Annotated in this window: 18 protein-coding genes; 8 read left to right on the forward strand and 10 right to left on the reverse strand. The window is 45.1% G+C overall.

Going from position 1 to position 24721, the window contains the following annotated elements:
* Positions 1-229: 229 nt before the first annotated feature.
* The 3 genes from MASE_RS15475 (at position 230) to MASE_RS15485 (ending at position 3450) form a co-directional block, all read left to right on the forward strand.
* A complete protein-coding gene (locus tag MASE_RS15475) occupies positions 230-1459 on the forward strand; it encodes a porin family protein (RefSeq protein WP_014950678.1) in 1230 nt (409 codons plus the stop codon).
* A 198-nt stretch (positions 1460-1657) separates the two neighbouring features.
* Positions 1658-2518 (forward strand): hypothetical protein, encoded by an 861-nt coding sequence (locus MASE_RS15480; RefSeq protein WP_014950679.1) that lies wholly within the window; start codon positions 1658-1660, stop codon positions 2516-2518.
* A gap of 272 nt (positions 2519-2790) precedes the next feature.
* Entirely contained in the window at positions 2791-3450 is a 660-nt protein-coding gene (locus MASE_RS15485) for a response regulator (RefSeq protein WP_014950680.1), read from the forward strand.
* Between the two features lie 56 nt (positions 3451-3506).
* On the opposite strand, the gene MASE_RS15490 is transcribed toward MASE_RS15485, so the two are convergent.
* The 8 genes from MASE_RS15490 to MASE_RS15525 all read right to left on the reverse strand — a co-directional run bounded on the left by MASE_RS15490 (position 3507) and on the right by MASE_RS15525 (position 15628).
* Positions 3507-6020, reverse strand: a complete 2514-nt coding sequence (locus tag MASE_RS15490; RefSeq protein ID WP_014950681.1) for a hybrid sensor histidine kinase/response regulator — start codon at positions 6018-6020, stop codon at positions 3507-3509.
* Positions 6007-7197 carry a nitric oxide-sensing protein NosP gene (gene nosP, locus MASE_RS15495; protein WP_014950682.1) on the reverse strand — a complete coding sequence of 397 codons (1191 nt, stop codon included), beginning with the start codon at positions 7195-7197 and terminating at the stop codon, positions 6007-6009. The genes MASE_RS15490 and nosP overlap by 14 nt, the downstream gene beginning before the upstream one ends.
* Positions 7166-9262, reverse strand: coding sequence for a 4Fe-4S binding protein (locus tag MASE_RS15500; RefSeq protein WP_014950683.1), 2097 nt, complete (start codon positions 9260-9262; stop codon positions 7166-7168). The genes nosP and MASE_RS15500 overlap by 32 nt, the downstream gene beginning before the upstream one ends.
* A 40-nt stretch (positions 9263-9302) precedes the next feature.
* A complete protein-coding gene (exaC, locus tag MASE_RS15505) occupies positions 9303-10820 on the reverse strand; it encodes an acetaldehyde dehydrogenase ExaC (protein WP_014950684.1) in 1518 nt (505 codons plus the stop codon).
* A gap of 142 nt (positions 10821-10962) precedes the next feature.
* Positions 10963-11640: a response regulator transcription factor gene (locus tag MASE_RS15510; protein WP_014950685.1), complete on the reverse strand. Its 678-nt coding sequence runs from the start codon at positions 11638-11640 to the stop codon at positions 10963-10965.
* Positions 11637-12896, reverse strand: coding sequence for a sensor histidine kinase (locus MASE_RS15515; RefSeq protein ID WP_014950686.1), 1260 nt, complete (start codon positions 12894-12896; stop codon positions 11637-11639). The genes MASE_RS15510 and MASE_RS15515 overlap by 4 nt, the downstream gene beginning before the upstream one ends.
* A 180-nt stretch (positions 12897-13076) precedes the next feature.
* Entirely contained in the window at positions 13077-14393 is a 1317-nt protein-coding gene (locus MASE_RS15520) for a methyl-accepting chemotaxis protein (protein ID WP_014950687.1), read from the reverse strand.
* A 350-nt stretch (positions 14394-14743) separates the two neighbouring features.
* Positions 14744-15628: a LysR family transcriptional regulator gene (locus MASE_RS15525; RefSeq protein WP_014950688.1), complete on the reverse strand. Its 885-nt coding sequence runs from the start codon at positions 15626-15628 to the stop codon at positions 14744-14746.
* A 98-nt stretch (positions 15629-15726) separates the two neighbouring features.
* Between MASE_RS15525 and MASE_RS15530 the strand changes: the two genes are divergently transcribed.
* From MASE_RS15530 to MASE_RS15545, 4 genes are all read left to right on the forward strand, one after another.
* Positions 15727-17226: a CoA-acylating methylmalonate-semialdehyde dehydrogenase gene (locus MASE_RS15530; protein WP_014950689.1), complete on the forward strand. Its 1500-nt coding sequence runs from the start codon at positions 15727-15729 to the stop codon at positions 17224-17226.
* Between the two features lie 14 nt (positions 17227-17240).
* Positions 17241-18116, forward strand: coding sequence for a 3-hydroxyisobutyrate dehydrogenase (gene mmsB / locus MASE_RS15535; protein WP_014950690.1), 876 nt, complete (start codon positions 17241-17243; stop codon positions 18114-18116).
* 531 nt (positions 18117-18647) lie between these two features.
* Positions 18648-19370 carry a lipocalin/fatty-acid binding family protein gene (locus tag MASE_RS15540; RefSeq protein WP_014950691.1) on the forward strand — a complete coding sequence of 241 codons (723 nt, stop codon included), beginning with the start codon at positions 18648-18650 and terminating at the stop codon, positions 19368-19370.
* A 70-nt stretch (positions 19371-19440) separates the two neighbouring features.
* Complete coding sequence (locus MASE_RS15545) at positions 19441-20205, forward strand: zinc-dependent metalloprotease family protein (RefSeq protein ID WP_014950692.1); 765 nt, start codon at positions 19441-19443, stop codon at positions 20203-20205.
* Between the two features lie 74 nt (positions 20206-20279).
* Here MASE_RS15545 and MASE_RS15550 read toward each other — a convergent pair whose 3' ends face one another.
* A complete protein-coding gene (locus MASE_RS15550; RefSeq protein ID WP_014950693.1) occupies positions 20280-22310 on the reverse strand; it encodes a BCCT family transporter in 2031 nt (676 codons plus the stop codon).
* Between the two features lie 215 nt (positions 22311-22525).
* Positions 22526-23425, reverse strand: a complete 900-nt coding sequence (locus tag MASE_RS15555) for a LysR family transcriptional regulator (protein WP_014950694.1) — start codon at positions 23423-23425, stop codon at positions 22526-22528.
* A 103-nt stretch (positions 23426-23528) separates the two neighbouring features.
* Between MASE_RS15555 and lldD the strand changes: the two genes are divergently transcribed.
* Positions 23529-24662, forward strand: a complete 1134-nt coding sequence (gene lldD, locus MASE_RS15560; RefSeq protein ID WP_014950695.1) for an FMN-dependent L-lactate dehydrogenase LldD — start codon at positions 23529-23531, stop codon at positions 24660-24662.
* The last annotated feature ends 59 nt before the right edge of the window (positions 24663-24721 follow it).

The following is a 24721-nucleotide window of genomic DNA, read 5'->3' on the forward strand; positions in this document are numbered from 1 at the left end:
AAAATCTAAAAAAACGCGACTTACTTTTCACAGTAGTCGCGTTTTTTATTATTTATACATTTAATTTTCCCGCTACTAAAGAAGGAGATTAACACGCCTTACGGCCGATGGTTCAAAATTCAATAGAACCTATTATCAATTTACTGGACACCGAAAGCATTAAAACCAGTCAAAAATAAAAAAAAAAGCCACTGTAATTAATCAACACTACCAATATTGGGACAGTAAAATGAAAAAGAATACATTTGCAAAAACCTGTTTATCTATTGCCATTTTAAGCACAGTCAGTAGCCATAGTTTTGCCCAAGACGAGCCCTATTCATGGAATATCTCTGGATGGATAAATGAAGGCTTAACCTATTACGACGACGGTGTGGGTAGTGATGTGGCACAACTTTCAGACAACGGTACAACGCTAGGTAGCCGTATTACGCTTTCAGGAAACTATAAACTGGAAGAACAAGGCATGGACGTGGGCTTTGAGGTCATTATTGAACCTCTTTCAGGCGCACCGAACTACGCCGGTGGTGGCCATCAAACCCCGCTTTTGTTTGCCAATCAGGATAACTTAGACACCTTCAACGGCGGCGACATAGGCCTGTTGGGCAGTAGCCTCTACTTTGGTGGCGACTGGGGTAAAATCACCATTGGTTTACAAAGCCTTCCCACCGATAACATTGCCGTTCTAGCTGATCCTTCTGGCACAATCTGGTCGGGAATTTCTCCATTATTTAGAGCAAATGGCTTCTTTATTCGAGGCGTAGAAGAAGGTTCAACCAATGTCGCGTGGGGTCAATTTGCTCAGTGCTTAGCTACGCCTGGCTTGGGTATTGGTATTGACTGTAACGGCATATATCGCAACGGTGTGCGCTACGATCTCCCTCAAATGGGCAACGTGAGTATTGCAGTAGGTTATGCAAACGACGAAATTTACGATATTGCGGTTAAGTATGCGGCTGAGCACGAAGGCTTCAAAACTAACCTTCATGCAGGTTATTCAGTGAATAAAGATGGCGGTAGCAATGTTGGGGGCAACAGTTCAACTACGCTGCAACTGCAAGCAGGGCTCATGCATATTGAGTCAGGAGTATTTGGGGTAGCCACTTATCAGATGGAAGAAGCTGACGATGCGATTGTTGGGTCGGGTGACGATACAGATGCTTATTACTTTAAAGCAGGCATAAGAAAACAGTTTAATCGCTTTGGTGATTCTGCTTTCTATGCTGAATATGCCAGTTATAACGACCAATACGGCATGGCTCATTTAGATGGCGTTACCGGCTCAGAGCTTAGTCAGTGGGGCGTTGCAGCAGAACAATATTTTGGATCGCGCTTCTTGGTGTACGCGAAATACGAAAATCTAAGTTTAGATATTGATGGTTCAGAATCTGCGCAAGGAATTTATAACAGCGCAGAAGACTTAACCCTAATTCAACTAGGTGGCACTGTGTTCTTTTAATTGAGAATTAAAAATCAGTCATATTTTAACATTGAACTTATATCTAATTACTCTGAAATTTAAAATTACTCTATTCATTTAATTAATGATAAAAAACTGATTAATTTTACACTTAAATAAGAAATTAAAATTAAGCTAAAAGATATGACATAAAAAGCGAGATTAACTCTCGCTTTTCCTATTGAAAAAGGAAAGATCATGAAAAATATATCTCTATTTTCATTACGTTCAGCTCAACCCATTCTGTTAGCCCTACTCTTCATAACGACAGTACATATCGCAGACGCACAGGTCATATTTCAGGAGGACAAAAACAATTTTATTCGCCTTGTTGAAAAGCAAAACGAAACAGGCAGTGACATGCGTGCCAACCAACACCCCTTCACGCTACAAGAGCAGGATGTGTCCGCCATACTTAGCGCTATTCAGGTGGTTAAGAACAAAAATACGTCAACACCGCTTTTTTCCAACGAACAAGTTACGTTACTTGCCGCCTATCTGCCTGAGGCGCTGCGAACAGCGACTGCTCAGCAAGACGTAATTTTTGCCCTTAGTAAAGAGAAGCGCTATTTGGCAGGCCTTAAAACCCAAACGTATTACGCTGCAGGCAGTATTTTCGTTGCAGACGACCAGCTCAATATTCTGATTGGCGAGTTCGATAAAGTAGCCAATAAAGCCTACGAAATGGCTTATGATCCTACTTCTCAGGGCTTGGTAAAATACGACTTTGATTTTGGTAACCGGAAACAAGCAAAGTTCTCATTCGATTCCCCACTCTCTTTTTCCGCACCTGGTATAGAACTAAAAACGAAAAGTCGCTTCGATTGGGTGGTCGCACCGACTCAACTGGCATTTGAAGCACCTATAGAAAAGGAAACACTTTCCCCAGCGAATAGGGAAAACACACCCAGTAAGAAAGACGTAGCTGGCTCGGCCTCCTTACCAGAAGAGAACGATATCGTTGCTCGTTTTAAACGGTTAGACGCACTAAAAAAGGCGAAACTAATTAGCGAAACAGAATACGCCGAAAAAAGGAGGCAGTTACTTGACGAGTTATAGAACGAAAGTCCCGTCAGTACTGGTCTTACGTGCTTTTTTATTATAAGCCATTGGTCTTATTAGGCCTGATTTAATGTTATATTAATGTTAACATTGTAAACACGTGAAGTGACTGTTTAGCTTTTAATATTTCGGGGAACTTGGTCACTTTGAAGCGTTTCATTTACGCCATAATTTTGTCTTACTAAAAGGCTTATGTGTGAATAAAACGCCAGCCCAAATAAGTCACAAGGCCAGCGGCAAATGTCGCTTTTTTAGCTGAGGGAAAGACCATGCACCGTATCTTGATAATTGACGACCACCCTATTTTTCGTCACGCAATGATTACCATTTTAGGGAAAAAGTTTCCCGACTCAGAGACCCTCGAAGCCAATTCAATTTCTGAAGCGTTAACGTTGCTAGAGCAAGACGCGAAGTTCGACTTAATCATGCTTGATTTAAATATGCCGGAAACCTGTGGCCTAAACGGACTTTTAGAAATTCGAAACCAACACCCTAACGTACCTGTAGTGATTATTTCCGCTGAAACGGAAAAGCAAAATATACTGCAAACCATTTCTTATGGTGCCGTTGGCTTTATTTCAAAAAGCAGCAAGATTGAAGAAATCGCCACATCTATCGAGAGTATTTTTGAAGGGAACGTGTGTTTACCATCAGAGATATTGAGAACGCCGTCTACCAGAACACGCATGACCAATGACAACGGTATTTCGCCGGAGCAAATTCGTTCATTAACACGAAAAGAGCTGACTGTACTGAAATATCTAACTCAAGGGTTAGCCAATAAAGTGATTGCCTACGAGCTTAATATTTCTGAAACCACGGTTAAGTCTCACGTCTCATCTATTCTTAAAAAATTAGGCGCCAGCAACCGAGTAAAAGTTGTGGCCAGTGCCGCGAATATCGACTTTAACCAATACGTATTTAATTAAGACCTGTTGCTCTTTGCTGTGCATTGAAGATTAACAGGCCCCATGTTCCTATACTTTTAGCCATTCAAGCTTGAGACTAGCGCCGCCTTAAGCACCGCGGAGTTAACAGGTTTGTGCAGCAGCTGGATGTCGGTGCCTTCAAGTTCATTCGCTAACGCTTTTGAGTGATTAGCGGTGCAAATCATAATGGGCATTGAAGGCGCGATTTTTCTTACGCGTTTCGCAATGTCTAAACCGGTTTCTTCTTCATCTAGGTGGTAATCGACAATAAGCATGTCGCACTCGTCAAAGCTGCCATTATTTACGGCACTGCATTGTTCAAAACCTGAGAAGGTGTCTACTTCCATGTCCCAGTTTGCGAACAACGTTTGCATAGCAATGCGCATATTCGCATCGTTATCAATGTGCCATATATGCTTATCCAAAACGTAATCTGGTAACGATGGCTCCAAAGTATAAAGATAGTCTTGTTCCTGACTCGTATCACACACTTCGGTAATAGGAATGGACACCGTGAAACATGCGCCTACGCCCTCTTTCGAGCGCACTCGAATATCGTGCTCTAGCAACTTACTCATTTTATCTACAATGTATAATCCCAGACCCAAACTGTAAGAGTAGTTAAAATCGTTTTCTAATCTGGAAAACTCTTTAAAAATAACTTTCTGATCGTCTTCGCTTATACCCACACCTTGATCATAGATGCTAATTTCTAGGTTCTCATTCACCTTTCGTGCTGCCAGTAACACCTTGCCGTTGGCACCGTATTTCATTGCATTTATTAGTAAATTTCGCAATATTCGAGAAAGTAAGTTCACGTCTGTCACCACGAAAGCTTCTTTCAAGCGATAGCGAAAATCTACACTGTAGTCTTTACTGATATGCGTAAACTCTTCGGCTAGCTGCATAAGTAACGGCAATACATTTTCTTGCTGCTTATCGGGCTGTAACACCCCAGCGTCCAGTTTGGATGTTTCAATAAGCGTGCGAATAAGGCCATGTAAATCAGACAGTGAATTATCGAGGGCGGTAACAATGGGGCTGGATGAACTATCCACCTGATCTTTCAATGTTTCGTTGAACAAGATGGCAGCGCTAAGGGGCTGCATAAGATCGTGGCTAATAGCAGCCAAAAATTTGCTCTTTGAATCAATCGCTTCTTGAAGGGCGATGTTGGCGTGATTGAGTTCACGGGTACGCTTTTCTACATTCGATTCTAATTGGTCTTTAGCCGCTTTAAGCTGGAGTTGGCTTTCTACCTGCTGCGACACGTCTGTTGCCAAGACAAAGTGCCCGGTGATATCGCCAGATTCATTGAAATGAGGTAAATAAACTTTCTGTAAAAAGCCAACGTCGCCATGAGCATTTTTTTCTTTGCTTTGAAAGCTCACCACTTCGCCTTGGTTAACACGGCGCAAGTACTGAATAAGATTGGGGTAAACCTCTTTCAGATGGCTTCGATCCATAGGCATATCATTAATGTCTTGCTCACTAACGCCATACCAATCGCGATAACCTTTATTGGTGTATTGAAACTTTTTATCGGTACCAATGTAAGCAATAAGCGCCGGTACATTATCGGTTATCATGCGGATCCAGCTTTCGTTTTGCTTCAGCGTTTCCGCGTAGTGATGCTGCGATGTAACATTGGTGAACGTGCACAGCGTATTGCCGTCGGGCAGTGTAGTGATGTTGCGTTCGACCACCAATTGCTCGTGTATAATCTGGGTACTTGGCCCCACCGGGTTTAAGTTGAGCCCGCTCCAGTGACGGTTATTTTGAAGGGCATAAATATTCTTACTGTTTACCAGTACGTGCTGGGGCACATTTGATTGGGTCAAAAACGTATTATTCCAAAACGCGATGCCGCCCTCTTTATCAATGAGCAATATTCCAACATCAATATTATCGATCAGGCTTTGCAGTAACTTGTTTTTCTCTTTAATGACTTGCTCGTAGCGATTCGACTCAAGCAGCTTTACTTCAGTGATATCGTTAAACAGAATAACGTTCCCGCCTTCTTGAGTCGGTCGGTTTGTCAGCTGATACCAGCGTTTGTTCGACAACTGGTAAATCATCCTACCTTCCACGTCGGCAGGCAGTGCACGGCGAATAACCCCAGAATGTTTGGCAGCTTGGGTAATATCGTAATAGTTGTCACCAATTTTAGGGGTAATGGAAAGATCGTCCCATACGGTTTCGAAATGCCGGTTAAAGAAAATGATCCCGCCGAGTCTATCAAGCAACACCATCGCCTGATTGGTACTTTCAATGGCATCGTGCAAACGCTGCTTAACCTGATGGGTTTCTTCGTGCGCGCGCACCAGCTCTGCATTTGACTGCTCGAGCTTTTGCAGTACAGATTGAAGCTCTTCTGTTTTCTGGCTCACTTTTTCAGAAAGTTGAACCGAGTGCTCGAATGCGCGGTAGCTATGATGATTAAAGCCCCCTTCCTCCATACGATACATCAGCGCTGCGTTTATTTTCTCAAGCTTTTCGTTTTCACGCCGTTGCTCGTAAAGCGCCTGTTGGAGCGCTTCCACGTCGGCAAATTGATTATTGGGCTGCAAAATACACCCCCGTAAACGTTTGGTTTAAGTGAACCGAGTGAATATGCTCGCCATAGGCATTGAAGCCCGCAACATTGTATCTTTGCTGTAGCCGTCTTATTTCGTGGTCGTTTTTGCCCTGTTGAATCTCGAGCCTTCGCAAAAAGCAATCGCAAGCATAGACAAATTCGGGCTCGCCAAGCTGAGCGCGCAGTTTGTCTAGTTTACTTTCTAATGCTTCAATGCAGTCACCCAGCTGAACAAATGTAAGAATAATGCCAATATCTACCGCGCAGTAAAAGGTAATGGCGTTAGTGGCCAAATCTACTTTTTGAATAGAGCGGATGAAATATTTGCCACCTACCATCACTGCAAGGGGAAACATGGAAAACACATCCGGCGTTAAGTCTTCAGCTTTCATTCCCAACAAGCTCGCGTAATACTGCGCAGCAGGTTCACCGTTTATTTCATACACGGTTCGCGACTCAGGGTCGGCGTGGGTGACCACCAGCTTCGATACGGGAGAGTTAATGTGATCAATGGAGAACACGGTAAAGGGCTTTCCCGTGCCAACAAGCAGCAGTACTGCTGCGTCTCGATGAAATTCACCGTTGTAAAACACATAGGTGGCTTCAAGCTTTAAATCGTCGCCAGCGCTACCGCCTAAGTGTGGAATATTGCCAAATGCAGTCGCAAAGGTTTCTAGAAAATGTTCCTCATGGCGGGTAAGTCCATCGAGCACGGAAATAACGAAGTGCTGCTCTGTATCGTAACGACGCTCCCTCCCCTGTAAGGCTCGGCGCAAACCACTGGCAATATCGTGGGCTTCATCAAAGTTTACTTCGCCTAAATTAGGCACCAATGCTGTGGCAATAGAAAATTCGTTTTTCAAAAACGCGACGGCCAAAAGTTTTTCTGTTCCGTACCCATTTTTATTAAATTCTCCAGCACTGGTGCAGCCAACAATGTTCACGTGCGGAAAACGTGCGGAGATTTCCTTTGCTACGGTGTCTAACTCAAACAGCGTGCTGGTATGAAAAAGTAATAGCTCTATTTCATCGCACTTAACGTTGGCTAAAATCTCATTGGCCACATCACGGCAGGCTTCTTTAGCGCCGTATAAACTAGAATGGTTGTCATCGTTAACCTTGCTATTAGCAGGTTGACTAAGTGCGGACAGGATTGAGGTTTTTGACACGCGTTGGCACCTTTTTCTTTTTATATTTATCGATTTTGCACAAGTCAGGGTTATCTAACGTAACCACACACTCAAGGCACTGAATACATTCAGCATAGTCAATGCTGCCGTCTTGTTCTATAGCATCAATACCACATTTCTTTTGTTTGCACAGCTGACACGGATTACCGCAAGCATCTTTACGTGTGAGCAATTTAACGAAAGGGAAACGCCCCAGAATGGCGAGCCCTGCTCCCAATGGACATAAATAGCGGCAGTACACTTTATGAATTTTTAAGCTAAGTAGCAGCAATAAAACCGAATACAGTACAAAGGGCCAATATCGAACAAAGTGTAGGGTTATGGACGTTTTGAACGGCTCTATTTCAGCGAGCTTCTCCGCAAGGTTTAGCGAATAGAATGAGCACGCAACAAGCCCTATAAGCAACCCATATTTGATTTTTTGCGCCCGTTTGTGGTGCTGATTTTTAATTCTAATTTGTTTTATCCTGAGCTTTTCAGCCAGTATTCCCATCATTTCCTGGAGTGCTCCGAAGGGGCAAAGCCAGCCACAAAATAGTCCCCGACCAACAATAAACAGCGAGACAAATACAAAGCTCCACAAAATAAAAATGACCGGGTCGAGAAGATATACCTCTAAGGAAAATCCATCGTCAATATCCAGTAGCAGCGTGTATATGTTGACAACAGACAGTTGCCCTTGAGCGTAAAAGCCAATAAAAAACAGCACGAACACAAGGGAAAATGCCCGCACTGTGTGCACAAACTTAGTGTAAGGCGTTAGCCTTTGCTGGAATGCAAAAAACAACGACAGCGCTACAAGATAAACAACGGTGATGCTTATCGTTAGGGTTCTGTCCCTCCAAATTTTCTGCCACAACGGAATGGGCTTCGCTAACTGAGCCTCTGGATTTTCCATAAATAGTTCACTAGGCAGTGTCACTTTCAAAGGGAACAGATGCTCATCTTGCTCGAAGAAACTCGGCTTAAACGGCACACTAATCGCTATTTCCATTTCTTGGTCAAGTGACAGCCCACCTTTCGATTTTACTCGAAGTACTTTGATCTCGTTGTAGTCGGGCAATGCTTGTGAAAATGCGGGGTCATAGAAGCTATAAAAATCGATATCGCGGATAGCTGTGGGAAAGCCGCCTTGAGATACCCGTAAATGCTCAGGTGTGGTTTGGGGAATAAACTCATCGCTGATAAAACTGAACCCTTTCGTATTCAGTACCATCAGTGCCATTTCACCCGGATTTAGATTTTCCTGTAACCGAGCAAATTCCTCTTCATCCAGCAGGTTTTTCCCCACAATAGGAAGACTTAAAAACGCATAGTAGTGTTCGGCAATGATGTCACCATCAAGAGCAAGCTCGCTTTGAATATCGTCAACCGCCCGAACCACTTCTCTCGAAAGCCCTTCGGTATTTTGCTGAGTAATCTGGTGCTTTTGAATGTAGCCCTTGTCCACCAATTCGCTAAAATTGAGAGGTTCGTAAAAGTCTGGATTGATAATATTGTTGCTAGGCGCAACAAAGCCATCGAGCTTAGCTCTGGCAACGGCTAATGCAGATGTCACGATGGTATCGTTGATAACCAGCACCGATACGGTGGCTTTCGTAACTCCATCAAAGTAGGTAGCGTCTTTGCCTACATTGCTTTTCCCACCAATGATAAAACGTTCTTTGACACTGTGCCCTTGATATTGAGCAACGAAATCAAACATAGACTTCTCGCCAAGCCCGTGCAAAAAAATCGGCTCGCTATGCTGCTTGACGAAAAGATCGACCACATTGCCTTGTGTGTCTAGCCCAATCACTACATTAACCGGTTTGCCTGAAAAGCCTATGAAGTCGACAAAGTCATTCGACTCAAAAACATATCCGAGTAGTTGCTGAAGCTGATAGACCGGGGTTACCTTGATATCTGTGTGCATCTCCCCCACGCGTGTAGCGTTGGGAAATATTTTGTAAATGTCTTGTGGAATGTCTGTCGCGTCAGACTGCGCCAACACATTGGTGCTGAGAAACAGCAAGAAAATGATTGAGGAAAATGCGATGCGCATAAAAGTAGCGGGCGGCGGTAGGCGCCGCCCTCAGGTTTACTTAGAAGAAACCAAGTGGGTTGATGTCGTAGCTTACCAATAGATTTTTTGTCTGCTGGTAGTGATCTAGCATCATCTTGTGGGTTTCGCGGCCAATGCCCGATTTCTTGTAGCCGCCAAACGCAGCGTGCGCTGGATACAAGTGATAACAGTTCGTCCATACGCGACCTGCTTCAATCGCTCGACCTACACGGAATGCTACATTCGCATCGCGGCTCCATACACCAGCGCCAAGTCCGAAGCTTGTATTATTGGCAATCTCAATCGCCTCTTCTTCGGTTTTGAAGGTTTGAACAGCGATTACCGGACCAAAAATCTCTTCCTGGAACACACGCATGTGGTTTTCACCCTTCAAGATAGTCGGCTGAATGTAGTAGCCTCCATCAAAGCCAGGTAGCTGCTCTTTCTCACCACCAGTGACAACCTGAGCCCCTTCTGACTTACCGATATCGATGTATTTAAGGATCTTTTCGAACTGCTCATTAGATGCCTGTGCACCTACCATGGTATCTGTGTCTAGTGGGTTGCCACGTTTGATCTTCTGAATTTTTTCCAACACTTTTTCCATGAATGCATCATAGATGTCTTCGTGAATAATCGCTCGAGAAGGACACGTACATACTTCACCTTGGTTGAAGTATCCAAGCACTAAACCTTCCGCACACTTATCAATAAATTCAGGCTCGTGATTCATGATGTCTGGGAAGAATAAGTTTGGCGACTTGCCGCCAAGCTCAACGGTAGATGGAATAAGGTTTTCAGCAGCACAGCGAAGGATATGTCCGCCAACAGGTGTAGAGCCAGTAAACGCAATTTTTGCGATTCTTGTGCTTGTTGCAAGAGCCTGTCCGGCTTCTGCCCCGAACCCGTTAACGATGTTTAGTACACCCGGTGGTAGTAGGTCTTGGATTAGTTCGGCGAACAATAAGATAGATACTGGCGTTTGTTCTGCTGGCTTTAGCACCACTACGTTACCGGTAACAAGTGCTGGCGCAAGTTTCCATGCAGCCATAAGTAGCGGGAAGTTCCATGGAATGATTTGCCCAACAACACCATAAGGTTCGTGGAAGTGATACGCCACCGTGTTTTTATCAATTTCACCGATGGTGCCTTCTTGGCTTCGAATACAGCCTGCGTAATAACGGAAGTGATCTGCGCACAGCGGGATGTCTGCATTAAGCGTTTCGCGAACGGCTTTACCATTATCCCATGTTTCCGCAACGGCAAGTAGCTCTAGGTTTTCTTCAATGCGATCGGCTATTTTCAGAAGAATGTTAGAACGCTCAGCTACTGACGTATCTGCCCAGCCCTTTTTCGCAGCGTGAGCGGCATCTAACGCAAGCTCAATGTCTTCAGATGTTGAGCGTGGGATTTGTGCGATGTCGCTGCCGTCTACTGGAGATGTTGCGGTGAAGTACTCACCTTTAACCGGTGCTACCCATTCGCCATTGATAAAATTACCGTAGCTTTCTTTGAAGCTTACGACCGAACCTTCACTACCTGGCTTTGCATAAATCATAAGAAGTACCTTTTGATAACTTTGCGCGTACCACGCGCACTAACTTGGTTTGTTGTGTAGTTTGATAATGGTACTTTTACGTTGTACCTACCATGATGCGATAGACCGATTTGACTCCTACTTTAGGAGGGGAAACCTATGGCTACTTCTCACTCTTCTCGACAAAAGACACCGATTGAGACGCTGAAAGCTCTGCATCACCGATATAACCGTGTTTAGCCGCAATGGCTGAAAACTGGGAGGGCACCGCGTCGAGCTTTCGCTTAATGACTGTGAGCGCGTTAGAGACAGTCTTAGCCGATAGTCCCAACTCATCAGCAATATCGAAGCGGGATTTATTCATTGCTATCGCAATAAATATTTCGAACTCACGTTTTGTTAATTTGGCAGCAATGTCCACATTGGTATCGAGAAGTTGATTGGCTAAATTTACCGCCAGGCCTCGCTCAATATACTTTTGCCCTTTTGCGACGACCTTAATTGCCGAGATCAATATTTCAGGCGAACTACTTTTACTGATGTACCCCATAGCACCGGTCTGCATGGCGCGGTGCAATATGACGCTGTCTTCGAACATACTGAAAAAGATAATTTTTAAATCTGGATGTCGCTTCAAAAAAATCTTGGCTAAAACAAGGCCACTTTCATTTGAAAGGTTTATGTCGAGGATTAAGATCTCAATGTCACTACTGGCTAATAAACGATGGGTTTGTGCACCGTTTTCAGCATCAAAAATACGGCAGTCGGGCATCATCGCATTGAGTAAAGCTTTGTATCCTTCACGCACCACAGCGTGGTCGTCGACAATTAGAATATTCATGCGACGTTAGCGCCCATAAGAGGAGGCATTTTTTTAAGGGTAAGGGACAGCGATACAGCAACGCCGCCATCATCGGGTGACGTTACACTGCAATTTGCTCCTATACAACGCGCTCGGCTGCGCATTGAAGACATGCCAATATTTTCTACAATGTGGTTCCCTAATCCCCGACCGTTGTCTTTGACCATCACAGAAACACGGTGAGTATCGCCATAAATTTGAATGCTAACCTTGGTGGCCTTCGCATGCTTAATCACGTTGTTAATGGCTTCTTGAGCAAATCGGTAAAGATGAATATCTCGCTCATTATCTTCTTGATAGCGCTTTAGATTAATTGACACGTCCCACTGCGTATCGGGCTGTGCTACTTCTTGTTCGTACACCAGTCGCTCAAGCGACGACTGAAGAGAGACTCTATCTAAAACAAGCGGGTGTAGGTGAGCAGTGAGTTTTCTAATTGCATCGCTTATTTGATGTGACATCACTTGAACTTTCTGTGCCGACAGTTCAACAACAGATCGCTCTTTTGCGTTAACCAAAATATAAGCGTGGGCTTTTATCGTGGTCAGCAACTGCCCAACATTATCGTGGAGCTCTCTGGCAAGGTAATTACGCTCTTGCTCTTGAAGAAGCGCTAATTGCTTATCTATTTTTATGAGCTGCTTTTCTTTTGATTTAAGTGCATTTTGCAGATGCTTAAATTGGTCTAATACCCTGTTCATTTCGGTGATATCTGAATGTGGCAGGGGCTGTGATTCCTTGCCTTCTCGTAGCTCAGATAACGCGTCAGCGAGCTGATTTAGCGGCACTAACCTTTGCTTAACCGCCACTTTTAACGTAAACAGCAACAGGACAAAGGTTGCGAAAAACAGTCCCGCCACCAAGGCAAAAAAAGTGAGATTCTGGGTGAGTTCAGTAGCATCAAAAGGCGTAACAATAAGATACTGATTTTCCTGAATTGGGATGATAACAGGTGTGAGTGCAGTACGTTCGGTTGTCGGCATCACTGAGGTCTGCTCTGCCTGAAGGCGCCCCGTGAAATAATGGGCGGATAAGTGAGGGCTAGGCTCTACAATCGCTTCGATATCAGCAACAGGGATATTGAGGTTCACCATTTCTCGCACTTGATTAAGCGCGCCCGTCATCTCTTCCTCAATGTTATCTTGTATGTGGAAGTAGACCAGACAGGTAAAAACCAAAAAGCAGCCAATGAATACGGCCACTATAGCTGTAGATATTTTCGTAAAACCTGACATAACCGCCCCTGCAAGCCTTTTATTACAGGGTTATGCTATACAGGCTGCGTTAAAAAGCACATCCTGCAATAGGGGCGAATTCATCCTACCAAGGTAGGATGAATTCTGTTTTGAGTGATGTTTTATTTGGTAAGAACTTAGACAGTTTACACTTATCGGTAAGCCTGTTTCTCTGTGCTACTAGCTTCCCAGTCGACTGCTGAATTGGCCTACTGCATCAACGACTTCTTTGGCACCGTCTTGAATTTGTTCGATAACTTCACCCGCCTCTCTGGCGTAGTTGAGCCCTGATTGCGCCTTTTCATCACCTTCATTAACCAAGTTCACTGCGTCGGTGGCCAATGTCTGGTTGTGTTTAACCACATTGATGATTTCTTCTGTGGCTTCGGTTGTACGCGATGCTAACTGACGCACCTCGTCAGCAACTACAGCGAAACCTCGCCCCTGATCGCCAGCACGTGCCGCCTCAATCGCAGCATTTAGAGCAAGCAAGTTGGTTTGTTCGGCAATAGCACTGATACTTCCGATAATAGTGGCAATTTGTTGAGACTGAGCGTCCAACGCATTAATCCCCTCTTTTGCCCTATCCATTTGCTGCGACAACGAAGACATTTCAGAAAGCAGTTCGCTAATGACTTCCTTTCCTCGTGTGGCGATTTGATCCGTTGTGTTTGAAGAACGGTAGGCGATATCAGCAGCACTGGACACGGCATTTTCTCGTGCCACCTGCTCAGTAATATCAGTAGCCAGCTTAACTACTTTATACATACGACCGTGAGAATCACAAATCGGGTTATAGGTGGCTTCCAGCCAAATAGTGTTGCCGTGAGCGTCGAAGCGTTCGAATCTACCTGCGACGAATTCACCCTGAGCAAGTCGTTCCCAAAACGTTTTATATTCGCGGGAGTTCGCATACTCAGTGTCACAGAAAATTCTATGATGCTGACCTTTAATGTCATTAAGGCTGTACTTAACGGTTTTTAGGAAAGCTTCGTTTGCGTCTTGAATATTGCCGTTCAAATCGAATTCAATCGCTGCATTTGACTTATGTAGTGCGGCCACCAAATCTTCGTGTTCTTTCGAGTTGGCTATAGTGCGCGTGAGGTCGTTGAGGTTAACTGAGAATTTGTGAATATTCCCTTTTCCGTCAAAAATAGGTTCAACTACGCCCCTTAACCACGCTTCTTCACCATTTTCACGAAGAAACTCAATCGCCCCCCAGTAATGAACACGCTGCTCGATAGAATCTTTCAGCTTTTTAAAGTGAGGCGTGTTTCTGGCAATCTCGGGAACAAATTCAAAGAAGCGATGCCCTTTCACTTGAGAGAGTGAGTAACCTAGCTCTTTCTCGAACATCTCGTTGACGGCTTCAATTTCACCACGCTCATTAAGATTCAGAAAGATCATTTCTTCGCGCAAGCCATCTCGCACTTGCTTGAGTATATGTAGCTCCTCGCGAAGCGCTTCGTTTTCTTTCACTAAGTGTTTATTGAACATAGGGCCTTCCCTGACAGAGAATTACAGTAATATGCCGTTTATCGGCAGTAACTAACCTTGCCTTAACGATAATTTGATTAATCTACACAAGGTTTAGCAAACGGTTCGCTAGACAATGTCTTTTTAACTAGGGCCTGTTGACCTTTGTTGTACATTTTTGCAGCGGTCTGTGTGCCATCTAGAAAATTCGTACACCAAAGGTCAACAGGCCCTAGGACGTGTCGGCCTAATTTATTAAAGCCTAGACCACATTCAGCCACTTGTATTAATGCGTGGCGAGTTTTTCGACGCTGCTACGCTATTTTTTACATATTTACCCTGCAAAAGACAGTAGATAAACGTCTAATTTTTTAGTCGAGAAATTTTGAATGGTATTGCGTAACTTTATCTGTAAGCCATTTTGTAAATACCTGAAAGCGTGCTTGAGAATGAGTTTCTTTGTGTGTGGCCAGCCAGAATGTGCGCTTAATGTGAATCTCGTTTTCAATGAGTCGAACTAAGCCTGGCTGAGTTTCAGCCATAAATTTAGGCAAAATGCCTACTCCTGCGCCATTTACAAGCATTTGATACTGCGCATTAATACTGGTGCTGCGCAGCGCGCTTAATTGTGACAAAGCTGTCTCTTCAATGAACTTTAATTGAGGAGCGTAAACCAAATCGGGCACGTAACTCACTAAATTGAAGGCGGTGAGCTCTTGTAATGTTCGTGGTTCGTTGTCGCTGATAAGGGACTGGTGGGTATAAAGATAGAGGTTATAGTCAGTTAATTTTTGTGTAACCAGCAAGCCTTTACTGGGCTTTTCTAACAAGATAGCCATATCGGCTTCTCGTTTGTTCAGGTTTAAAAAGCCGCTGGTTGCCACAAGCTCAATACTGATCCCCGGATACTGCTTTTTAAAATCGGGTAGTAAAGGCGCTAAAAACCAGCTACCGAAACCTTCAGAAACACTCACTCTGATCGTACCTGCCAAATGCGAGCGTTCATCACCTAATTCATTTTGTGCCTCTAGAAAGTAATGCTCTGCTTTTTCAATATACGTAACTAGCTCACTGCCATGGGTGGTAAGCACATACCCCTTTTTAGTTAGCTCGAACAACTTGCAATTTAATGAGTCCTCCAGTTTTTTTACACGACGAATTAATGTCGTAGGGTCTACCTTCAAGCCTTTAGCTGCAATAGCTACACGACCATTTCTTGCCAAACCAAGAAACAAACGCATGTCGTCCCAATTCACTTAAACACCTGCATTTTTACAGCACCATACTGCAAGTATATGTATTGTCTTTGCAAACACAAGGTTTCAATATTGTTAAAAATTACAGGAGCTATGTCATGAGAAAGATTGTTCACTTTATTGCAGGTAAAGATTTTGAGGATAGCAGCGAAAATACCGCGTCGGTATTTGCGCCCAACACAGGTGAAGTTCAGGCTGAAGTAAGCTTGGCTAACACTTCAACTTTGGCCTATGCAATTGAAACAGCCCAAGCTGCACAGGTTGAGTGGGCAGCAACAAATCCTCAACGACGCGCTCGTGTTATGTTCAAGTTTAAAGAGTTGGTTGAAGCAAACCGCGAGCGCTTGGCGGCACTATTATCAAGCGAGCACGGTAAAGTGTTGGTTGATGCGCAAGGTGATATTCAGCGTGGCCTTGAAGTTATCGAGTTTGCCTGTGGTATCCCTCATGCGCAAAAAGGTGAGTATACCGAAGGCGCAGGCCCAGGAATCGATGTGTACTCCATGCGCCAAGCACTTGGTGTAGTGGCAGGCATTACGCCATTTAACTTCCCGGCCATGATCCCAATGTGGATGTTCGGTGTGGCAATTGCCTGCGGTAACGCGTTCATTTTAAAGCCATCAGAGCGCGATCCGTCAGTACCTGTTGAACTGGCAAAGCTTATGATTGAAGCAGGCCTTCCTGCAGGTGTACTTAACGTTGTTCACGGTAACAAAGAAGTGGTTGATGGTATTTTAGATCATCAAACTATTAAAGCGGTGAGCTTTGTAGGCTCTTCTGACATCGCTAATTACGTGTACGAGCGTGGCGCTCGTGCAGGTAAGCGCGTTCAAGCTATGGGCGGCGCGAAAAACCATGGCATTGTAATGCCTGATGCTGATTTAGATCAGGTGGTAACCGACTTAGTTGGTGCTGCATACGGCAGTGCCGGTGAACGCTGTATGGCGCTACCGGTTGTCGTTCCAGTGGGCGATGAAACCGCTGAGAAACTGAAAGCCAAACTTATTCCGGCTATTAAAGACATTATGGTAAGTCATAGTGAAGATCCTAACGCTCATTATGGCCCTGTGGTTACTGCTGCTCACAAAGAGCGCGTTGAAGGCTATATCGACCTTTGCATAGAAGAAGGTGCTGAGCTTGTTTACGACGGCAGAACCAGTCAGATCCCAGACGACAGTCAAGGCTACTTCATCGGCCCAACGTTCTTCGACCACGTGACCAAAGACATGCGCTCATACCAAGAGGAGATTTTTGGTCCAGTGCTTCAAATGGTACGCGCGAAAGATTTCAACGAAGCAGTTAACTTAGCAAGTGACCACCAATACGGTAATGGCGTTGCTATGTACACCCGTAACGGCCATGCGGCGCGCGAATTTGCGCAACGTGTAAACGTGGGCATGGTAGGGATTAATGTACCTATTCCTGTGCCAGTTGCTTACCACACCTTTGGGGGCTGGAAGCGCTCTGCATTTGGTGATACCAACCAGCACGGTATGGAAGGGGTGAAATTCTGGACCAAGGTTAAGACCATTACGCAGCGCTGGCCTGATGGCTCAGATACGAACGACAACGCCTTTGTTATTCCAACCATGGGCTAAGTGAGGAGACTATTATGACCACAGTTGCATTTATTGGCCTAGGTAATATGGGCTCAGGGATGGCAGATAACCTGGTTAAGAACGATTACAACGTATTGGCTTTTGACTTAAGCGAAGCGGCACTGGCCAAAGCCAAAGAAGCAGGCTGCACTATTGCGCAAAGTACCGAGCAAGCTGCTGCTGAGGCCGACATCGTTATCACTATGTTACCAGCAGGCAAGCACGTAAAAGATATCTATTCAAATCAGATCTTGGCTTCTGTCCGCGAAGGCACCTTGCTTATTGATTGCTCCACCATCGACGTAGAGACGGCGAAGAGTGTGTCAGAATTGGCAGAAAAAAAAGGCCTTAAAATGCTGGATGCGCCGGTTTCTGGTGGTGTTGCAGCGGCTGCGGGCGGCACACTCACGTTTATGGTGGGTGGCGACGCTGATGCCTTTGACAAAGCCCATGGTGTGCTTAGCGCAATGGGCAAAAAAATCGTTCATGCGGGCGGCCATGGCGCGGGACAAGCAGCAAAGATTTGTAACAACATGTTACTTGGCGCGACCATGATTGCGACGTGTGAAAGCTTCCAGCTGGCACAAAAACTTGGCTTAGATGCGCAAGTGTTCTTCGATATCGCTTCAAATGCCTCGGGACAGACATGGTCAATGACCACCTACTGCCCTGTAAAAGGTGTAGGGCCACAAAGCCCTGCTGATAACGATTTTGCTGGCGGTTTCGCTTCTGCGCTTATGCTCAAAGACTTGGGGCTGGCCATGCAGGGCGCGAAGGGCGTCAACGCGCAAGTACCTATGGGTGAGCTTGCTGCAAAGTGGTTTGAAATGCATTGCGAAGAAGGCAATGCAGGGATGGATTTCTCTTCAATAATCAACCGATTAGCGTAAGAGAAAACCAACAGTTCTCCGACGGCTACTTTCCCTCAGAAAAGGTGGCCTTCTTACTGAGCGAGTAAAGGATTTTACTCGCTCTTTTTTTATCATTTCCCTACCTATCTCGCTTGTTTTTGCGCTGTTGCTACCTCGCTAGCTCCCTTACCAAGCGGAATTGTTCCTTTGTTATTTAGTGTTCCCTTTTCATCATCCAGAAGCCATTTTTAGGTGGCTTATTCGTTCTCACTCACATGGTTAAAACGAGCCAATTCGGCGTTCGGTCTACATCTTGCAGTCCCGTATTTAGCCTAAGAAATTTACACTGCATTAAAGGGCTAAATTTTATACCCCCTTATGCGAAGCGATACTTTTATGACCGTAAAAATATTATACGTTTTAATGACTTACTTAATTCACTAAGCAATTTCACTAAACACATTGGTTCTCTATATCGCTCACTTAGAGCGCGCTTTGAGAAACAGAGTGTCGCTAATTTCTAACGTTCAATTTCCTAAATTCAGTAAGTAAAAATAAAAGGAACACACTATGAAAAAGCGTATTGTTGCCGCTTCGACGGCAATTGTAACTATTGGTTGTATTTTCGCCTTTATCGATACAGCCCCCTCGGGCAAAAAAGAGGTAGCAGCGGCGAATGCTGAGACAAAACCTGTTGGTAAAGAAAACGCTGTTGAAAGGCAACGAAACGGCAAAGTGTTATCGACAGGTGTCGATAACTTCAAACCAAAAAATGAAGCCGAGCTAAAAGCTCAGGCTACAACTACTACTAACGGTAAATCAGAGAAAGACACCATCGTCTGGACAACATCAGAAGATGGCAAAAAGGTACTTGAAGCAGAAGGCTATATTCCCGCTGACGTAACCGATGAAGCTTACATTGAGCTTGATCGTGAAGAATTAATGACGGTAGAAGTTGGCGAGTATCTCGATTTATACATCCCACAGTTCGGTGGCAGTTACACCGGTGAAGTTGATCACGTTGTCACTCATCCAAACGGCGATCGTACCGTAGAGGCCCACATCCCAGGTGCGGGCTCTCTCTACGCCGCTGTTATAACGCTTGGCGAAAACGCCACCTACGGAAACTTAGCCACGCCTCGCGACGTGTTTGTGCTTGAAGGCAATGATAAATACGCGTGGATCGCACCAAAGTCTTCAATGATGCAAAACCACATCGAACGTGAACCCGACAGCGAACGCCCGCTTAGCGACGACAACGCTGAAGAAGTCTTCGATCTCGGCCAAAACTAATCCCCTAGTGCCTGTTGAGCTTCACAGGAAATTCAACAAGCTCAAATAAAACAACAAGAAGGAAATAAAAATGAAACACACATTTAAGTGTTTAACGGCAATGGCAGTTTCACTGCTTTGTGCAACATCAGTAACAGCAGCCACCATCGATGTAATGGTGCTTTACACCCAACCTGCTGCAAACAATGTGTCTAATATCGACACTAAAATTAACCAATACATCTCACACGCCAACCGTGTTTATCAAAATAATGCGGTAGATCTACAGTTGCGTTTAGTGGGCGCTCAGTCATCTGCTGCTACATCTAGTGACCTTCAACCTACCGAAAGTGCGCTAGACTTGTTAACTGATAGCAGTGGTGTGCAAAACGCACGATCTTCAAACGGCGCAGACATGGTTGTGCTTTTAGGTAATCGTGAAAACATTTATGAAGGCGGTCAGCTAGTGGGTTACGTGTGCGGCATTGGCTGGGTAGGTCAAGGCAACAACGGTACACTGTATTCTAGCTCGCAAAGCCGCATGTACAGCATTAGCGCCGTTGATTGCGGTCTGTCCACATTTGTTCATGAACTCGGTCACAACATGGGCTTAGGCCACTCTGTTCGCCAAGGTTCAGTAGGCGGTGTATATAATGATGGTATCGGTCACGGCGTTGATAATAACTTCTCAACTATCATGGCCTATCCTCAGGCATTCGGTAGTGCCACCCAGCTAGACTATTTCTCTGACCCTTACTGGTCAGGCTGTAATGGCCAAGCCTGTGGCGTTGAAAACGAATCTAATGCTTACCGCGCAGTAAATGCGGTTATTAACCAAATTGCTAACTACTTCTAAGTAAGTAATTAATTAGGGGATAAATAAGGGAAAGCAGCCTTGCTTTCCCTTCTACCTAACCCCCTGCGGATTGTTTACTCTTTAGGCTGCGTCAACATGTCATCATACGCATCCATTTCCCAAGGCAGTTCGCCTGGGCTGGTATCGAGGAAGTGCAGATAACTTTCGAACTGATCTAAGATGTCCTTAGTAATACTCTCTTTGTCATATCCGTAAATATCGTAAGCTTGCCCTCCGCGGCGAAGGAACACTTCAGCGCGAAAATATTTTTCCGACTCGTCTTCTTCTGAACGCAGCTCTGCGTAGCTAAACCCTGGCACTAAATATTCAGTCATACGAATATCGTAGATAAAGTCCATGTGATCGTGACGCTCAACAGTGAAGGTGGCCCTTCCCGTTTCCTCATCAAGCTTAACAAACGCCTCCCACTCTCGCGCTTTCAAAGCAGCCTGTACGTCTTTCATCGCTGCAATCACAGTTTTATCAATAAACTCATGCACCTCATTTCGGCTTGGGTAATCTACCATTGCTGCGAGTCGGCCTTTTAGGCTAGTCGAGCGACCGTGGTTTCTATTAAGCGTATTCGCCTTCAAACTGTTGTTTCGGTAGCCTTCAATGACTAGCGCACGCCATAGACCTGCTACAGACGCTAGCATAATGAAGGCGAATGGTAAGGCGCTCGCAATGGTCATCGTTTGCAGGGCATTCAGCCCGCCAGCCAACAGCAACACTGCAGCAACGGTTCCTTCCAGACACGCCCAGAAGATACGCTGCCAAACCGGGCTTTCTTCTTTACCACCAGAAGCAAGAGAATCGATAACCAACGACCCAGAATCTGATGACGTCACGAAGAACGTAATGATCAATAACACGGTCAAGCCTGACATGATTGACGCGCCAGGTAGCAAATCATAAAGTTTGAACAACGCAACCGCTTCGTTTTCCTGCACATCGCTAATGAGTGTGGTAACACCTTGGTTCATAATGGCATTTAGCGCGGTGTCGCCAAACACGGAAAACCAAAGGAAAGTGAACATGGTAGGCACAAGCATTACACCAAAAACAAACTGCCTAATGGTTCTGCCTCGACTTATTTTGGCGATAAACATGCCTACAAACGGCGCCCAAGCGATGGTCCAGCCAAAAATAAACAGCGTCCAGTTCCCAATCCAATCGCTGCGACTGTAGGCCTGAAGATTAAAGGTACGTTCAATGATGCCGTTGATATAACTTCCTGTGTTCTGTAAAAAGGTTTCTAAAATATGAACCGTTTCTCCGAAGATAAAAACGGTACTCATAAGCGATACAGCCAGAACCATATTAAGAATTGATAGCCTTTTAATGCCCTTATCCATGCCCGCGATAACCGATATTGTTGCGGCCATGGTTACGATAGCAATGGTGCCTACCTGCACCATGATATCAATGGGGATATCGCCAGAAAGATAGTTAAGCCCCGCATTGATCTGTGTAACGGATAGTCCGAGTGTAGTGGCGATACCAAATAATGTACCGAGAATGGCGAATACATCTACCGCATGACCCATAGGGCCATAAATTTTATCCCCTATCAGCGGATACAAAGCCGAACGGATAGACAAGGGCAAGCCATGTCGAAAAGCAAAATAGGCAAGAACCAAACCGACTAGCCCGTAGATCGCCCAGATGTGAAAGCCCCAATGAAAAAATGCGATTTGCATGGCTTGTTTCGCCGCATCAACAGTTTCAGCTGCTCCTGCAGGCGGTGAAGAATAGTGTAGAACAGGCTCTGCTACGCCAAAGTAGAGCAGCGCTACGCCGTAGCCTGCTGAGAACAACATAGAAAACCATTCGGGAAAGCTATATTGAGGCTCTGCATGATCGGGCCCCAACTTTATGTTTCCCCAGCTAGATGATGCTACCGATACAATGAATACCAAAAAGATAGCGACCGACAACATGTAAAACCAACCAAAGGTTTCTGTAATCCATGCCAATGTACTATCGAAGGCCTCGCCGGCAAGTTCGGGGTTGCTGATGGTTCCGATCACCAGAAGCAAAATAATGACGACGGCGGGGAGAAATACAGGAAGAAGAATGGTGGAGTTGTTTACTTGGCCTTTCATAGCAAATCCCTTTTCACTGACAGGAAAGTTGAAACCCTGCGAAAACTTAAAAGCTGTTTTTTTCTACTAGTGAGGATTTGCTTTGGTTCAGATAATTACCCAGATATATTCTTTTCTTGGCGCTACAGACCGTGATTTCAAGTAATTAAGACGCTCCAAGCGGCAACGACCTGCTTTGGAACAAGAGATTAAAGGGCTTGATTGCCGCTAGCGTATCAAAAATAATCAGACATAGATAAATAGCGCTGCCTGATATGTTCAATTAACAGCTTAATTTTTCGAGATGGCTGGCGGCTGTAAGGATAAACGGCATAAACGCCTAACACCTTACCTACCCGCTCTGGAAACAAATCGACCAGTGTTCCATTACATAAATCTTCGAATACCAAACATTTAGGTACGTAGGCAATACCTCTACCAGCAAGAGCTGCTTTGCGAAGCGCCCCTGCATTGTCACTTGAAAATGCGCCATCTACGGTGATGGTGTAACTGCCTTGAGACGACGTAAACTCCCACTCCCTTGCGCCGGATGTGTGGTAGGAATACAACAAACAGTTGTGAAAGCTCAAATCCTCTGGTGCTTTGGGCCTGCCTTTTCGTCTAATGTAATCCGGCGATGTGCAAACCACCCAATGGGAATCTAAAAAGTGCCGCGCGATCAGACTTGAGTCTTCCAAATATCCCGTTCGAATAACAAGATCAAACCCTTCCTCGACTAGATTTACAAATCGATTATCTAGAGACATATCAACGCTTAACCCTGGATGAAGTGTACAAAACTCAGCTACCGCATCGGCTAACAGTAAATCGCCCGAAATCGTTGGAACCGACATTTTAATGTGCCCGGATATTTGTTCACTGTATCCAGAAATTGTGTCGATAGCTTCCTGCGTGGACGCCTTTACATTCATGGCGCCTTGCTTCAAAGCTTGACCCGCTTCGGTAAGCGTGAGTTTGCGAGTAGTGCGATACAAAAGCTGCGTTCCCAGCTCTTTTTCAAGCTTTGCTATTCGCTTACTGACTACCGAGTTGGTAATGTTGTTCGCCTCTGCCACTTTGCTAAAACTGCCCATCTCCGCAATTTGTGCAAAGAGAATTAAATCGTCTGCTCTCACGTTATTACTTCACTTTTGGAAAAGATAAATTTCATTGTTGCCGTATATCCCTAAGGCGAGAAACGTTATATTTTTATCAAGTTAATTACAATCGATTAAAGACATGATTATTTCATCGCCGACTGATTATCGACGCGCTGCGCAAAAAATATTACCGCCGTTCCTATTTCACTACATTGATGGTGGTGCCTATCGAGAGCATACACTTAAACGCAATGAAACTGACTTGGCTGACATTGCATTAAAGCAGCAAGTGCTGAGAAATATGTCGTCGCTTGACCTTTCTACAACGGTCTTTGGTGAACAATTGGCTTTACCTATTGCCCTTGCTCCCGTGGGATTAACCGGAATGTATGCGCGACGTGGTGAAGTGCAAGCCGCTAAAGCGGCAGCAAACAAAGGCATCCCGTTTACCATGTCGACGGTGTCAGTATGTCCTATTGAAGAAGTCGCACCAGCCATTGAACGTCCAATGTGGTTTCAGCTCTATGTGCTTCGCGATCGCGGCTTTATGAAGAATGTTCTGGAGCGCGCCAAAGCAGCGGGTGTAACAACGTTGGTCTTTACCGTAGATATGCCTGTACCAGGGGCTCGCTATCGCGATAAACACTCCGGTATGAGTGGGCCATTTGCTGCAAGCCGTCGCGTACTGCAAGCGATGACCCATCCTCGTTGGGCATTTGATGTAGGCGTATTCGGTAAGCCTCATGATCTTGGCAACATTTCTACTTATCGTGGCGAACCGACCCAGTTGGAAGACTATATTGGCTGGTTGGGCGCCAATTTCGATCCGTCTATCAGTTGGAAAGACTTAGAATGGATCAGAGAGTTTTGGGACGGCCCAATGATTATCAAAGGCATTTTAACTGAACAAGATGCCAAAGATGCCCTGAGTTTTGGCGCAGAAGGCATTGTAGTATCCAATCACGGCGGTCGTCAGCTAGATGGCGTGCTTTCTACCGCTAAGGCTCTTCCAGCGATTGCTAGCGCGGTGAAAGGCGATCTAAGTATTTTCGTAGACTCAGGTATTCGTAACGGCTTGGACGTGGTGAGAATGCTGGCGTTAGGTGCCGATTGTACTTTACTAGGGCGCTCTTTTATTTATGCACTTGCTGCTGAAGGCCAACAAGGGGTAGAGAACTTACTCGATCTGTACAAACAGGAAATGCATGTCGCGATGACACTATGCGGCGCAAAATCAGTCAGTGAACTTAACCTCGACTCTCTCGCTTCTTAGTATCGCTGGCACCAAGGCCACTAAAAAGACCCCCAGTAATTGGATAGTCCAACTAATGG

This window comes from Alteromonas macleodii ATCC 27126 (assembly GCF_000172635.2).
In the GTDB taxonomy this organism is placed as follows: domain Bacteria; phylum Pseudomonadota; class Gammaproteobacteria; order Enterobacterales; family Alteromonadaceae; genus Alteromonas; species Alteromonas macleodii.